This window comes from Pseudomonas sp. Marseille-Q5115 (assembly GCF_916618905.1).
GTDB classification, from domain to species: Bacteria; Pseudomonadota; Gammaproteobacteria; order Pseudomonadales; family Pseudomonadaceae; genus Aquipseudomonas; species Aquipseudomonas japonica_A.
Genome location: NZ_CAKAKI010000001.1, coordinates 4,782,779 through 4,796,303, shown reverse-complemented (window position 1 = coordinate 4,796,303; position 13,525 = coordinate 4,782,779). Strand labels below are relative to the sequence as shown.

The 13,525-nt window shown below is 58.8% G+C and carries 17 protein-coding genes and 1 pseudogene; 14 read left to right on the top strand and 4 right to left on the bottom strand.

Annotation, left to right across the window (positions count from 1 at the left end; genetic code table 11):
* Positions 1-113 precede the first annotated feature (113 nt).
* A complete protein-coding gene (locus LG385_RS21970; protein ID WP_413247388.1) occupies positions 114-1,382 on the top strand; it encodes a phage late control D family protein in 1,269 nt (422 codons plus the stop codon).
* Positions 1,383-1,675: 293 nt separating this feature from the next.
* Here LG385_RS21970 and LG385_RS21965 read toward each other — a convergent pair whose 3' ends face one another.
* Positions 1,676-2,107 (bottom strand): helix-turn-helix domain-containing protein, encoded by a 432-nt coding sequence (locus tag LG385_RS21965; RefSeq protein ID WP_225775895.1) that lies wholly within the window; start codon positions 2,105-2,107, stop codon positions 1,676-1,678.
* 21 nt (positions 2,108-2,128) lie between these two features.
* Here LG385_RS21965 and LG385_RS21960 point away from each other — a divergent pair, with 21 nt between their 5' ends.
* The 13 genes from LG385_RS21960 to LG385_RS21900 all read left to right on the top strand — a co-directional run bounded on the left by LG385_RS21960 (position 2,129) and on the right by LG385_RS21900 (position 11,198).
* The gene (locus LG385_RS21960; RefSeq protein ID WP_225775894.1) at positions 2,129-2,329 is read left to right on the top strand and encodes a DNA-binding protein; all 201 of its coding nucleotides are present in this window, start codon (positions 2,129-2,131) and stop codon (positions 2,327-2,329) included.
* A 29-nt stretch (positions 2,330-2,358) separates the two neighbouring features.
* Positions 2,359-2,820, top strand: coding sequence for a YmfL family putative regulatory protein (locus tag LG385_RS21955; RefSeq protein WP_225775893.1), 462 nt, complete (start codon positions 2,359-2,361; stop codon positions 2,818-2,820).
* Between the two features lie 93 nt (positions 2,821-2,913).
* Positions 2,914-3,195 carry an ogr/Delta-like zinc finger family protein gene (locus tag LG385_RS21950; protein ID WP_225775892.1) on the top strand — a complete coding sequence of 94 codons (282 nt, stop codon included), beginning with the start codon at positions 2,914-2,916 and terminating at the stop codon, positions 3,193-3,195.
* The gene (locus tag LG385_RS21945) at positions 3,195-3,566 is read left to right on the top strand and encodes a hypothetical protein (protein ID WP_225775891.1); all 372 of its coding nucleotides are present in this window, start codon (positions 3,195-3,197) and stop codon (positions 3,564-3,566) included. Before LG385_RS21950 ends, LG385_RS21945 begins: the two co-directional genes overlap by 1 nt.
* 69 nt (positions 3,567-3,635) lie before the next feature.
* Positions 3,636-3,869: a hypothetical protein gene (locus LG385_RS21940; RefSeq protein WP_225775890.1), complete on the top strand. Its 234-nt coding sequence runs from the start codon at positions 3,636-3,638 to the stop codon at positions 3,867-3,869.
* 11 nt (positions 3,870-3,880) lie between these two features.
* Positions 3,881-6,688: a toprim domain-containing protein gene (locus LG385_RS21935; protein WP_225775889.1), complete on the top strand. Its 2,808-nt coding sequence runs from the start codon at positions 3,881-3,883 to the stop codon at positions 6,686-6,688.
* 40 nt (positions 6,689-6,728) lie between these two features.
* Positions 6,729-7,142 carry a hypothetical protein gene (locus tag LG385_RS21930; RefSeq protein ID WP_225775888.1) on the top strand — a complete coding sequence of 138 codons (414 nt, stop codon included), beginning with the start codon at positions 6,729-6,731 and terminating at the stop codon, positions 7,140-7,142.
* The gene (locus tag LG385_RS21925; RefSeq protein WP_225775887.1) at positions 7,142-7,282 is read left to right on the top strand and encodes a hypothetical protein; all 141 of its coding nucleotides are present in this window, start codon (positions 7,142-7,144) and stop codon (positions 7,280-7,282) included. Before LG385_RS21930 ends, LG385_RS21925 begins: the two co-directional genes overlap by 1 nt.
* Positions 7,283-7,338: 56 nt before the next feature.
* Positions 7,339-7,620: a hypothetical protein gene (locus LG385_RS21920; protein ID WP_225775886.1), complete on the top strand. Its 282-nt coding sequence runs from the start codon at positions 7,339-7,341 to the stop codon at positions 7,618-7,620.
* 80 nt (positions 7,621-7,700) lie between these two features.
* Positions 7,701-7,910: a DUF4224 domain-containing protein gene (locus tag LG385_RS21915; RefSeq protein ID WP_225775885.1), complete on the top strand. Its 210-nt coding sequence runs from the start codon at positions 7,701-7,703 to the stop codon at positions 7,908-7,910.
* Positions 7,907-9,055 (top strand): tyrosine recombinase XerC, encoded by a 1,149-nt coding sequence (gene xerC, locus LG385_RS21910; protein ID WP_225775884.1) that lies wholly within the window; start codon positions 7,907-7,909, stop codon positions 9,053-9,055. The genes LG385_RS21915 and xerC overlap by 4 nt, the downstream gene beginning before the upstream one ends.
* An 836-nt stretch (positions 9,056-9,891) precedes the next feature.
* Positions 9,892-10,191, top strand: coding sequence for a DUF1484 family protein (locus LG385_RS21905; RefSeq protein ID WP_225775883.1), 300 nt, complete (start codon positions 9,892-9,894; stop codon positions 10,189-10,191).
* A 383-nt stretch (positions 10,192-10,574) separates the two neighbouring features.
* Complete coding sequence (locus LG385_RS21900) at positions 10,575-11,198, top strand: hypothetical protein (RefSeq protein WP_318781415.1); 624 nt, start codon at positions 10,575-10,577, stop codon at positions 11,196-11,198.
* On the opposite strand, the gene LG385_RS21895 is transcribed toward LG385_RS21900, so the two are convergent.
* The 3 genes and pseudogenes from LG385_RS21895 to LG385_RS21885 all read right to left on the bottom strand — a co-directional run bounded on the left by LG385_RS21895 (position 11,145) and on the right by LG385_RS21885 (position 13,463).
* The gene (locus tag LG385_RS21895; RefSeq protein WP_225775882.1) at positions 11,145-11,480 is read right to left on the bottom strand and encodes a hypothetical protein; all 336 of its coding nucleotides are present in this window, start codon (positions 11,478-11,480) and stop codon (positions 11,145-11,147) included. The genes LG385_RS21900 and LG385_RS21895 overlap by 54 nt on opposite strands.
* Positions 11,477-11,689, bottom strand: a pseudogene (locus tag LG385_RS21890) (integrase); the annotation flags it as partial. The gene LG385_RS21895 and the pseudogene LG385_RS21890, both read right to left, overlap by 4 nt.
* Positions 11,690-11,963: 274 nt before the next feature.
* Complete coding sequence (locus tag LG385_RS21885) at positions 11,964-13,463, bottom strand: M10 family metallopeptidase C-terminal domain-containing protein (protein WP_225775881.1); 1,500 nt, start codon at positions 13,461-13,463, stop codon at positions 11,964-11,966.
* Between the last annotated feature and the right edge of the window lie 62 nt (positions 13,464-13,525).

Here is a 13,525-nt window from a genome sequence, read left to right as displayed (position 1 = left end):
TGGCTGTCGACGACCTGCTTCAAACCGGGGTGGACCAGGTATCGGAGTTGTTCCAGGACTCAGCCAATGGCATCGGTGAGCTGTTCAAAAGCGAAGTTGCCTCCGCCAGAGGCCTGATAGATAGCGCTGTTGCGGACGCCAGAAGCCTTCTTGAGGGCGGTGCGGGCAGTCTGGATATGGATAAGCTCACCGCGTATCCGGTGCCTCAGTGCCGTGTAGTTGTGAACGGTACTGACATTACGGCGATGGTCGAAAAACGCCTGATGAGTATCCATGTGACCGACAACCGCGGGATCGAGGCCGATCAGCTTGACATCGAGCTCTCCGACCATGACGGCAGGCTCGCCATTCCCCCACGTGGCGCCAAGATTCAGCTGTGGTTGGGATGGAGCGATACCGGGCTGGTCGACAAGGGCACGTTCATCGTCGATGAAACGGAGCACAGCGGGGCACCAGACACGCTCAGCATTCGTGGTCGTAGCGCGGATTTGCGGGCAGGCCTGAAAGTAAAGCGTGAGCGCAGCTGGCACGGGCAGAGCCTGCTAGGCATCGTCCAGGCGATTGCAGGGGCCTACGGTCTAGGCGCGGTCGTCAGCACCGCGCTCAGTGCACTGAAAATCGCTCACCTGGACCAGACGAATGAATCGGACGCCAACCTGCTTACTCGCCTAGGCCTCGACTATGACGCTATTGCCACGGTGAAGGCCGGCCGGCTGCTCTTCATGCCTGTGGGCAAATCCGCCACCGTCAGCGGCCTACAGCTGCCTCATATCACGCTCAACCGCAAGGATGGCGACCGTCACCGGTACCTGCAGGCCGACCGGGACAGTTACACCGGCGTCCGGGCCTACTACTACGCAATAAACAGCGCCGACAAAAAGGAAGCCATTGCCGGCGGCGGTGAAAACCTCAAGAGCCTGCGGCACATCTACACGGACGCCCCCAGCGCACTGGTAGCGGCCCGCGCGGAGTGGAACCGGCTGCAGCGCGGCACGGCAACGCTGTCGTATGAGCTGGCCAAGGGCCGCCCGGATCTGATTCCCGAGCTGACGTACACGCTCGAAGGGATAAAGGAAGAAATCTCCGCGATTGTCTGGCTGGGCTCCCACGTCAGCCATAGCTTCACGTCGGAGTCGTTCACAACCAGCCTGGAGCTTGAGTCCAAACTTCCGGATGCGAGCGACATTGGCGGCCTCGTTGAAGAGAAGCTTGGCGACTACACCGGTGTGGTCGCCTGGTGGCGAGAAAAAAAGACGGGCAAGCAGAAGGAGCTCACCGTGGGCGATCAGTCGAAGCCGCTGCGCCTGGTGCACTTGTATGCGAGCAAGGGGAATGCAAAAAGGGCCGCGGAGGCGGCCCTGCAGAAGATTCAGCGCAGCTGACGAGACTGGGAAAGCTCAAAGGGACCGGAAAAGCCAAGCATCGCGCCCACGATGGTTCCTACCTTCAACCGATCCGCCTCCAGAAGCCGGCGGTAGGCCGTCAGGAACGTGATTTCCGCATCCGAGAGAGGATGAAACGCGTGGGGAATAGGGTTTGTAGGCGCTGCGGTGACGCACATCGGTTCCATGAGACTGCCGGACTCCATTACTGTATTTACATACAGTACATCGCAGTAACACTTCCGACAACTGGGCTTGGCCTTAAAGGCCCGTCGTACGGCCCTCCGTGGACATCATTTACGCGGCGAGTCGAGCGCTCCGTCCGCTGCCGCCAGGGCAAACATCGTGCGCTTGATGATGTCCTGGTTCTCCCGCGAGAGTCGCGGAAACAACGCCAAGAGCTCGTGGAGCTCGGGGGTGATTTCGGAGTCCTGAGGAGCGTGCCTGCGGCCCGCGGCAACGAACATTATGTCGACTCCGTGTGCGGCCACCCCATTCAGGTAGCGGACGTCGGGGCTCCGATCGCCTCGCTCGTAGCTCCCCTGAGTATTCCTGTTTACCCCGCCAAATTGAGCGAACTCTTCCTGGTTAAAACCCAGGCGCAAGCGCTCAGCGCGAAGCCGCTCGCCAACCAGCTGAAGGTCGGTCGCATCCGATGCACAATTATTCAAGCAATAGACCTTTACACGAACAGTAAATTGTTCATAATGAGCGCTAATGAACACAAAACAACACACGAGAACACTATGCCTACCACCCTATCCACAGAGCAAGCCCGGGCAGAGCTGGACCGAAGGGGCATCAGCATTGCGGAATTCTGCCGACAACATGAGTTGAACAAGAATTTGGTCAGCGATCTGTTGAACGGACGTAAAAAGGGACGCCGTGGTCAGGCGCACCGGGCAGCGGTGCTGCTGGGCATCAAAGACGGCGTGATTGAAGAGTAGTGGCAAGCAGCCATTAGGAAAACGAGAGTATGAAGCGAACAATTCTAGAGACGCGCCGCCAAGCCGTAGGCGCAGTGATTCGCAGCTACCCAGGGGGACGGGACTGCGCAGCTGCTCGTTTGGGAATGACCGTCAAGAAGTTCGACAACCATGCCTACGAAAGCGCCGGAAGCCGCCCGTTAGCAGATGAACAGATTCTGGTGCTGGAACGTGAATGCGGCACTACCCACTTGCCGGACTACCTGTGCGGGCTCTACGGAGGGGTTTTTGTTCGCCTAGCTGAACCGGGTCAACTGGACAACGTCGATCTGTATACCCGCTCTGTCCGGACCGCTCTCAAACGCGGCGTAGTGGACACGATCATCTCCGAGGCATTGAAGGACGGGGTGATCGACGAGCGCGAAATCGAGCAGATCGTCGCAGCCCACCGGGCACACATGGCTGCACGTACAGAGGAAATCAACGCAGTGATCATCCTGCACCGTAAATAACTTGCGGGTGGGAAACCAGGATCAGTAGTAGGCGCAGGGAGCGCCGCCAATTATCGGCCCAGGCCGAAGCCGCGCTGGCGGCGGGGAGACAACTTGAGCACTTACAAACTGGTGTGTCCGCACTGCCACGGCAAGATGCGGATTCGCTCGAGCGACGGCACGCATATTTTTCTGCGGCTCGCTTACCTGCAGTGCACCAACGAAGTATGCGGCTGGTCCTGTAAGGCGCAGTTCGAAATGACCCACGAACTGAGCCCTTCAGGGATGCCCAACCCTTCGGTCCAACTACCGAAGGCACCGCTGTCAGTCCGACGCACAGCGATGAAGCGAGATAGCGACAACCAGATGGACCTACTTGAAGCGGAGTGCGCGTGATGAACAATCAATTGCCGACCAACAATATGACTGATTACCGCAGCACCCTGGAAACCGCCGCCATGGATTTCCTGCGACGCAACCACCACCAGCACTTGAGTACCGATCAAGAGCTGGTCAATCGGACCACCGATCACCTGCGCAAGTTCCATGGCGTGGAAGAAAACTCCGCTGCAGCTATTGCCGGCCGTGTGCACGAAACCTTCAGCGCAGCCGGTGGCCATCGCTACCTGGACATTGCCAACAGCAACGAATCAACCGCCGTGCTCACCGACCCTGCCACTGGCCTGACTTACAGGTTGCCTGTAGCCCTTATCTTTCGCGTCCTGATCGACGACCCCGGCCCCCTCTGCCCTAGCGGCGCGCATTAACCCTTAGTTACCAACCAACCCGCGTCCTCGTGGGTATGGGTGAACTGCATCTTGAATCCGGGAAAAGCCATGATTTCAGGCGTTGTTGTACGGATGGAGCTTCAACCTGGGCTGGCTACAGCCTTGGAAAGGGATCTGCGCGAGCGGCTCCGCCAGAGCATTCAGGAGGCCTGGTATCACGACCAGTTTCGCCTGATTCCTGACGGACTACGTACCGGCGCAATCCTGGCGGCCTACCCCGCTCTGGCTGCCCAAAAGAAAACCCTCGGCGCCCTCAGGGCCGCCATGAAAGAGCACGCGTAACGATGAAAGCCATGGAATACCAACTGCGCGCAGATGTACTGACGCGCCTCGAAAACGACTATGGCCTCAAGCACCGCGCCGGTACCGAGTTCATGCGCGGTGGCACTTGCCCCCAGTGTCACAAGAAAGAGCTGTACAGCAGCCATGAAAACCCTTGGTTCATCAAATGCGGCCGTGAGTCGCGTTGCGGCTCCCAGTGGCATGTGAAGGAGCTGTACCCGGATCTGTTCGATGACTGGAGCCGGCGCGCACCATCAACCGAAGAAAATCCGCTGGCCAGCGCCCGGGCGTACCTGGAGTTCGCCCGCGGCCTGCATATAGAGCTGATTTCCGGCCAATTTACCCAGGAACACTTCCACGACGCCAAGCGCAACATCGGGTCCGCTACCATTCGCTTCCCGCTCGAGCACGGCGGCTACTGGGAGCGCCTGATCGACCAGCCTCACCGGTTTGGCAAGATGAAAGCCCGCTTCCAACCAGGTGCAAGCTGGCGGGGGTACTGGTGGGCGTGCAAGCACGCCGACCTCAGCACCTGCGACGAGCTGTGGATTGTTGAGGGCATTTTCGATTCCATTGCTCTGGTTCAGCGCGGTGTGTGCGCTGTGTCCGCCATGTCATCAAATGCTTTCCCGGCAGACTCACTGCAGAAACTTGCGCGGGACCGTGCAGGCGATCTCCCGCGACTGATCTGGGCGCTGGACAATGAACCTGGTGCGCACCGCTATACCCGCAAATGGGTCAGGCAAGCCCGCGACATGGGTTTCGTCTGCGAAGCCGCGCAAATCCCGCAGCGCGAAGGCCGCAAGGTTGACTGGAACGATCTGCACCAGCGCTGGGCCACGCTCGACGACCAGGACAAGCTGCAAAAGCGTATCGAGGCTGACCTCAAGGAGGCGCGCTACAACGGTGCCCTGCTCATCGCCGAGTCGGCTACGGAAAAAGCGCTGCTGATGTATCAGTGGCGGGAGCGGGAGGAATTCCACTTCGGGCACGAGTCCCGTTTGTACTGGTGGAAGCTGGATATCAGCAAATACAACAGCGCATTCCAGGCGCTGGAAAGCAGCGAAAAGCAGGAAGATCAACAGCTCAATGACAAGCAGCGCCGCGAAAAGGCGCTGGCCATGTCTGGCGGCGTTGTGGAAATCGCCAACTGCTACCCGCAGGCGCTGTACTTCCAGCGCAACGAAGTTACCGACGAGTCCTGGTACTTCTTCCGCGTGGACTTCCCACACGACGGCGAGGCGATCAAGAACACCTTCACGGGCGGACAGCTGGCTGCGGCCAGTGAGTTCAAAAAACGCCTGCTGGGGATGGCCGCCGGCGCCGTTTTCACCGGAAGCGGGCAGCAGCTGGACAAGATCATGAAGGATCAGCTGTTTGGCCTGAAAACCGTGCAGACGATCGACTATGTCGGGTACAGCAAGGAATACGGCTGCTACTTATACGGCGACATGGCGGTGAAAGACGGCCAGATCATTGCGGTCAATGACGAAGAGTTTTTCGAGTTCGGCAAGCTCCGCCTCAAGAGCCTGCAGCGTGCAGTGCCGATCCGTATCACCAAGGAATCCGAGGGGTATAACGAAGAATGGCTCCGGCTGCTCTGGACGTGCTTCCAGGCTCAAGGCCTGGTCGCATTGACCTTCTACTTCGGCTCCCTGTTTGCCGAACAGATCCGCGGCCGGTACCAGTCATTTCCGTTCCTGGAAGCGACTGGCGAGGCCGGTGCCGGCAAGACCACCCTGCTCAGCTTGCTGTGGAAGCTGCTCGGACGCTCGGGCTATGAAGGGTTCGATCCCGCCAAATCGACCAAGGCCGGCCGCAGCCGGCTCATGGGGCAGGTATCTAACATGCCCGTGGTGCTGCTGGAGTCGGATCGTACGGGCGGCGACGACAAGGCCCACGCCAAAACCTTCGAATGGGACGAGCTCAAGGACTTCTTCGGCGGTGGCACGCTTGCTACCAAAGGCGTGAAAACGTCGGGCAACGAAACCTACGAGCCGCCGTTTCGCGGGACGATCGCGATCAGCCAAAACGCTGCTGTGCAGGCGTCCGAAGCAGTCATGACCCGTATCGTCAAGCTGCACTTCATGCGCCCTGAGGTGACGCCCGAAAGCCGGGCGGCAGCGGATCGGCTGAATGCGTTGGAAGGCGAGAAGCTGAGCCACTTCCTGCTCAAGGCAATTTCTCGTGAAGCCCAGGTGCTCGACACCGTGGCCGAGCGTATCCCCCATTACGAGGCAAAGCTTCGGCAATTGAATACGCACTGTGCGTCCTGCGACACGGCCTACCACGAAGGCAACAAAGCGGCCTTCTGCCAAGCGTGTGGCTCGAAGCAGCGTGGATATATCCGCGTTGAGCGGATCATCAAGAACCATGCCCAGATGCTCGCCCTTTTGGATGCGCTGCAGCACGTCGTGAAGCTTAACGATGCCCAGCTTAGGGCTACCCGCACATGCCTCATCAACTGCGCCCTGGAGCGCCAGAAAGCGATTAGCGCTGACCCGGCGATCGTTTCGGAGTTCTGGGAAGTGTATGAGTACCTCCAAGGCCTGGATGCGGACGGCCCGGTGGTCAACCACAGCAAGAAGCCGAACCTCATCGCCATCAACCTCAATGAATTTGCCGAACGTGCCGCAGAGCACCGGCAGAAACTGGCTGACCTAACTGAGCTGCGTGCACAGCTCGAGCACTCAACGTCCAAGAAATTCATCGAGAAAAACCGGGTAGTGGACAGCGCCGTTCGAGAGCACGAAGCCACCAAATACAACAGCCGAGACACCAAATCACCGAAGGTTCGGTGCTGGATTTTCCAGGCCTAGCGGCGGCAACCGCGGCCTCACAACCCCAGAGGAAAGGACCATGCCAGAACAAATGATCGACCTGACCAAGCTCTATGCCTTCGAGGCGTGGGCAAAGCGCAAAGGCTATGACCTGCAGGCTCAGGGGGACGGCAACTTTGTCGACCCTCTCACAGCGGCCGCATGGGATGGCTTCAGCAGTGACGAAGTCATCGACCTGGAGCTCGAGGATCAGCCGAAGCTGGTGGCGCGAATCCGGGAAGACAGCAAATACGCCCACCAGGCTGAAATGATGATGAAAAAGGGCGACGCCTACCCGTTTCCGGTGGCGATCGTCGCTGACGCGATGGGCTACGTCGTGGCTGGCGGTCTGGGCGGCTGCTACCGCCTCGTTGACGTCGACCTGTATGCAGTAGTGGACGGCACTGAGATCTCCCTCAGCGTCCCGCGTAAGAAAACTCGGGGGGCTCGCTGATGGCCGGTCGCAAAGACTACCAGGTAGAGAGCCCTGGAGTGGCCAACACGGCGATCACCACCAGCGCAGTTGTCGTTTTGGTCCTGGCGCTGTTGTTCGCCCTGCCGCAGCTAACCGATCTGGCCCTAAACCTGAAATGAATGCGGCGCCCAGGAGCGGCAACTCCTGGGCACCTACCACCCCAGAGGAAAGAACCATGCAAGTACAAACCCCAGTAGATGGTGCCGCAGAGGCTACCACGCCGGCCGTGGCGAATCGTGTTCATTCGATTCTTGTGCGCTACGGCGCCGGTAGCTACACGGCTCGGGCAGCGGGCAAAACCGCAAGCTCATCTATCAGCGCCCAACTTGCTGTGGAAGCACTGGCCCGAAAGATCGACATAGATCCGCAGTCGATTGTGTTTGTGTCTGCTACGGCCGGCAGGCTCGGCGACGCGGCCGAGTACCAGGTAAAGCAGCCCGGCGCCGAGGCGCTCTAGAATACCCACCAGCAACTTCTGCTAACTAGCCTGCCGGCATTGGTCCACAATGACGGCGGGCGTTGCGTGAGAAATCTCATATGAACCCAGCGACAGACGTGCTGAGTTTTCAGGACCTGCAGCGCATTACCGGCTACCAGCGCCGGGCTGATGTCGAGCGCACACTGAGCGAGCAAGGGATTCGTCTCTTTAGGGGCCGGACCGGGCCTTGGACAACTATTGATTTGATCAACCGGGCAGGTGGTATGGGAAGTACCGCCGCCGAGCACTACGACCCCGAAATCCTATGAAGCGTGGCCGCCCGCGTAAGCACAATCCGCATATCCCTGCGCATGTAGACCAGAGCGCCCTTCCTCGTGGAATCTACTTTGATCACCGCGATTCGGGTACCTGGTACACCCTCGACCTGGATCACGACAACAAGCAACGCCGGCGCAACGTAGCGCCGGCAAGTGTTACGTTGGCCGAGCTGCACAACATCATGCAAGACCGGGCCGGCGCCGACCGCGGCACGCTACGGTTCATCTGCGACCAGTTCGAAACGAGTGCACAGTACAAAAAGCTCAGCGCCTCGACCCGCAAGGACTATCAGTATTGCCGCCAGGTACTCGTGAGCATCCCAACCAAGGTGGGCAAGCCGCTGGGCGAGCTGACTGCACGCCGGTTCACTTCAGCTCTTATTCAACGCCTGATCGACCGCATTGCGGATGAAGGCACACCATCCAAAGCAGCTCATGTTCTCCGCTACCTTCGTCGAGTGATGCAATGGGCGCGCAACCGTGGGTATCTGGATCAGAACCCTGCTCAGGGTATCGAGGCACCGGTTGAGCGTAAGCAACGAAGGCTTCCGGCCACTGCTGCCATGGCTGCACTAATAGACCGTGCCAAAGCCCGCGGAATGCTTGCACGGAATGAAAAAGGCGGCTGCCCAGGATACCTTGGCTTTGTGATGGAAATATCGTACTTGTGCCGGCTTCGTGGCATCGAAACGATCACCCTCACTGATGCCAATGAGCTGCCTGAAGGCGTGCTTACCAACCGCCGGAAGGGAAGCCGGGACAATATCGTGCGGTGGACACCAAGACTGCGCGCCGCTTGGGATGGGGCCAAGGCGTGTCGTGCCAAGGTATGGGTTAGCCGAGGCACAGCTATCCCGATCCGTTCGGATCGCCGATACATCATCGTGGCCAGCCACGGCGGTGCCCTGAAAAAATCGAGTTTGGACACAGCCTGGCAGCGATTCATGAAAGCTGCGATCGAGGATGGCGCGATAGCGGCCGAGGATCGCTTCGGCCTCCATGACTTGAAGCGGAAAGGCATCACTGATACCCCCGGCAATCGTGCCGACAAGCAGGAAGCCAGCGGACACCGGGATGACTCAATGATGGACGTCTACGACCTGAGCCGCCCCTTGGTAAACCCCTCTTCCGACTGACAATTTCCCCGTAAAAAGCCCAATGAAACCCGCATAACACGCGGGTTTTGGCGCATCTCCCCCGTAAAAATTAGTCACGTAAGTCCTTGATTTCACTCTTGTGCCTAGGTTCCTTGTAATCAGTAGGTCCCGGGTTCGATTCCTGGTGCCGGCACCATACGCAGTACCGAAGAAGGCTCACCGAAAGGTGGGCCTTTTTTGTTTGGGGAGGATCGAGGTTGGGCCGGGCCGCGGCAGTACCTGTGGGACCGGGGAAGCCGTGAGGCGTAGCCCAGGAATGTTCACAGGCTTTCGCCTACTCTTACAAAATCCGCGCTTGCCAGACATCGGTACCCTGTGGGAAGCGGCGGGGCCGGCCATCCGGCGGCAGCTCGCGAATGAGGCCTACCCTACTCTGCGTGGATTCAGCCCCAAACAGTTGCGAGTCGGAGTCAGGCCGAAGCGTGTCGAAACAACTGGCAGGCTGCTCGCCTTGACTCGGCCCGGCACCCGCTCGTAGAGTCACGCCGTCGCTGTCAATCCAGCGGCCGGGTTTGGCGACCCGATCAGTAAACGGCGCGACAGCGCCCCACCAGACCGTAGGCGCTTTTTTTGTGCCTGCGCGGCTGTGTTATGGCGGCTGTGCGCGGGAGACCTTCGGGTCTGCCGGGTTCCGTTTACCCCGGTTCGCCAACCTGCGTACAGCTGCCACCAATCGTTTGGCGACGGTTTTGGCAGCTCCTTAGTAAACGGAGCCTCAGCATGAATACCCTTATTACGTCCCGCCTTCGCGCCCTCGCCCGCCACCGCGTGGCTATGACCGCCCTTTGCACTGTGAATAACGCGAGAGGTGCCGAATGAGTGCCGTATCGCTGAAGCAACTGCACCAAGACTTTGCCCACATTGCAGCCGACGATTGCCTGCCCTACCCCACCGCCGGCTTCCAGCATCGGTTGGAACAGTTGCGCGAAACACATCAGCATCTGAACCGTGTTACTGGCGAACTACGGGACGTGTCTGGCGCCCTTGATTTGGTGCTCCAGTTACTAGGTACCGCCGAGGCACAGCCTATCTATCCAGACTCACTGCACTGCTTGCTGGGTCCGTTGCACGAGAAGATGAAGCGGGCGCTGGGTGGGTTGGATGAGGTGGTGTAAGCGTTAGAGGGTGGGTCGTCTAATAGGTGATTCGCGCCAAGAGGCTCACCAATCGGCCTGACAAATCCGATGTCACCCGCAACAGCGATGTCGATGGACTGCACCTGGCTTACAGCTAGGTATGCCCTTGTTACCACATACCTGCCTTCACCCGACTCAGGATCTTGCGGCGCTGGTTTCGTCAGCCAATGCAGCCTCCAGCCGCGCACCGGTATCGGTGCTCAGGAGGCCAGATCATGAGGTGGCCTTGCTTCCGGTTGTAAGGAGCCGCCAGTCCCGCGTTAGAGGACATCCCCCCATAGGTCGCAGGGGCCTTGATCCATGATAATAGTCAGCATTCTTGGCGGGAGGACGTGGGCGAGGATCGGAGATCGGAAGATGAGGTGACTGATATGGCATTGGTGGGTAGGCGCGACGGCTGCAATTTCGGTAACGGCAGGCAATTGAGCTACGCAGGGCCGCAGGCGCTGAAGGATATGTTCGATGGTGGACATTACGGCACGGTCAAGGCGCACAGTGACCGGTGGCGGGCATTCGTGAAGTGGTGCCGGTCTGAAGCGGGGCCCGGGGTCAACGATGCACAGCAGATTGACCGCGAGGTGTTGTCGAACTATGCCGCATACCTTCGCGACCTGGTTGAGCACGGCCACCTAGCTATCAGCACTGTGCAAAACAGGCTATCCAGCGTTAACAGGACAATGGCAGCACTTCGCGGTGATCAGTATGTGAAAGTGCCAAGTCCGAGCAAGGCGTTGGGTATGCAGCGCACCGGGGTCCGTCAATCGGTGCCGCAGGGCCAAGATCGCGAACACATACAGCGAATAGTCGAAGCGCTTTGCAGCCGTCAACATCTAAGGGCCGCGGCGATCGTGCAGCTGGCACGAGCAACAGGTATGCGTTTGCGTGAGGCCATCTTGGCTGACCTGCCACGGTTGAGCCGCGAGGCCGAAAGCTTAGCCAAGATCAACATTCAGGACGGCACCGAAGGCGGCCGCGCCGGTGCATAAGCACATCGCTGGATTGCGGTGGACGACCATATTCGTGGCGCGCTTGAGTTTGCGAAGCAGGTGTCGCCTGCTGGTAGCCGCAGCCTCATTGCTTCGAACGAAAGCTACTTGAGCATTCTTCAGGAAATCGTCCGCCCTGCTTGTCCAAGGGTTTTCCCTCTGCCAGCGCTCTGCGATTGCAACCTGAATGGTTTTCGCCTGACGCACATGACGTTGCCGCGTTGCGTGCGAACCAATCAGCACGCCAGCCAAGAACAGTTCCATATCGAATGGCTTACTCATCGCCGCCCTCCGATGTAGGCAGCGACCACATCGATCCGACGGTGGCCGAGCTCATAGCTGATCTGCTCCCGCGCCTCATGATCGAGCCGCGGATTCAGCTGGCAACATTCACCACCGTTGATAGGTGCGCGATGTTGGGTAATTTCCTCGTAGCGGTCACACGCATACGCGGCTCGTAGCTCATGGAAGCCTTTGAGGTTGCGTGCATGAATGGTGTCTTGGCAAAAGAAGCATGTGGTGTGGTTTCTTGAGAATCGCTTGAGCGAACACAGTCAGGCAACGCAGTACTACTACGTGCTGTCGGCCCGACTGCTAGCTCGACGTCTAGGAACGTCATGGCTTTTCAAGCTCTGAAGGGGACGAGATCCTGATAATCAGGACGGGCTGCAATCGACCCATAGCAGCCGTTCGTTAACGGCAACCTTGGAACGGTAGCCGACAGTAGGGAAGGCCTACTGACGACTACCTAAAGCGGCTCCTCACCTAAGCAGCATGGATATCACTAGGCGCAACACCTACTAATTCAATAGGCGCATCAGGAACGTGCTCGGCTGTTGAAACGGTGCTCGCGACAACCAGGTTGGCTGCGGTGAATGTCCTGGTGTAGCCGCCTTCCAAAGCGATTTCGAAGCGCTGACCCTCGGCATTCAGGTCGTAGTCCTTGAGATAGGTGCGGTGCAGGTCTGTGTCGTAAACCAGCTTCAAGGTACCATCGTGGCCGTCGCCAAGGCCTGTATAGCCGAGGGCTGCCACGTCGATCTTGTCCTGGGTCACATCGAAGTCCGTGATCAGGTCAGCGGCACCCTGAACGCTGTCACTGCTGTCTAGATAGCGGAAGGTATCTACCCCAGTCCTACCCGTCAGCGCATCGCCGGCACCGCCGCCGATCAGAATACCGCCGTCACTTCCCGCATAGAGGGTATCAAAGGTCGGCGTTCCGGTCAGGGTCTGGTTAGCTTCGTCAGAGTAGTTATCACCCGCGAAGATAAAACCATCGGCATCCTGGTAAGCGACGTTACCGTGGCGGTAGTCCTGGTCGATATACACCTTGAAGCGGTTGCCCTGGGCGTCGGCTTCGAACGACTGCGCCACAAAATGTCCTGCGGTTTTGTCATAGGTATAATTCAGCGTGCCGTTGTAGCCATCGCCCAGGCCAGTGAAGCCTAGCGCGGACACGTCCAACACGTCGCCACGGAACAGGTTGAAATTGCTGATAAGGTCAACGCTGGTCACACCCGAGGCGTCGTTGACGAAACTGTCGCTGAGCTGGTGGTAGAGGAAAGTGTCGTAGCCGCTATTGCCGATCAGGTGATCAGCACCCGCGCCGCCATCCAGTACGTTGGTGAATTTCCCGCCAGTCAGTGTATCGTCGCCGTCCAGGCCATTTAGCGCATATTGCTTGGTGCTGAAACTGTAATCCAGGGTATCGTTGCCGGCTGTGCCGTCGTGGCGCAGTGCGAAGTTATACGTGCTTAGCTGGCCTTGAAAATCGCCCGCCAGGCGCACCTCGAAGAAATTGCCGCTGGCGTCTTTGTCCAGCGAACGCAGGTAGGTAATGTCCGTTGCAGCGTCATAGCTGACGGCCAAGTCGCCATTGTGGCCGTTACCGATCCGCTCCAAGCCAAGGGCGGTTAGGTCCAATCTATCGTATGGGCTGAAACCGGTTATCAGGTCAGAGTGAGAGCCCTCGGCATTGGCGTAGCTGTCGGTGAGCGACGTGAACACGAATGTCACCGAGCCTCTATTGACTGCGCTGCCTGTGAGGGTATCGACTCCTGCACCGCCTACCAATACATGGTCGTTACCACCCAGGCCATTCAGGGTGTCGTTCCCGGCACCACCAAACAAATGATCCCGCTTATAGGAACCATTAATTACGTCGTCACTCGACGTACCCGTGTAGGTGGTAAAACCATTCTGAGTGTGAACGAGGACTTGCTCATCGAGCGCGGCTTGCAGGGCAGTCTTGGAGGCTATAGGCACAGAATTGATCCTGAGTGGGTTGAATTGCTGGGTTTGGGTCGGCAATTCAGGCAATAGCCCGC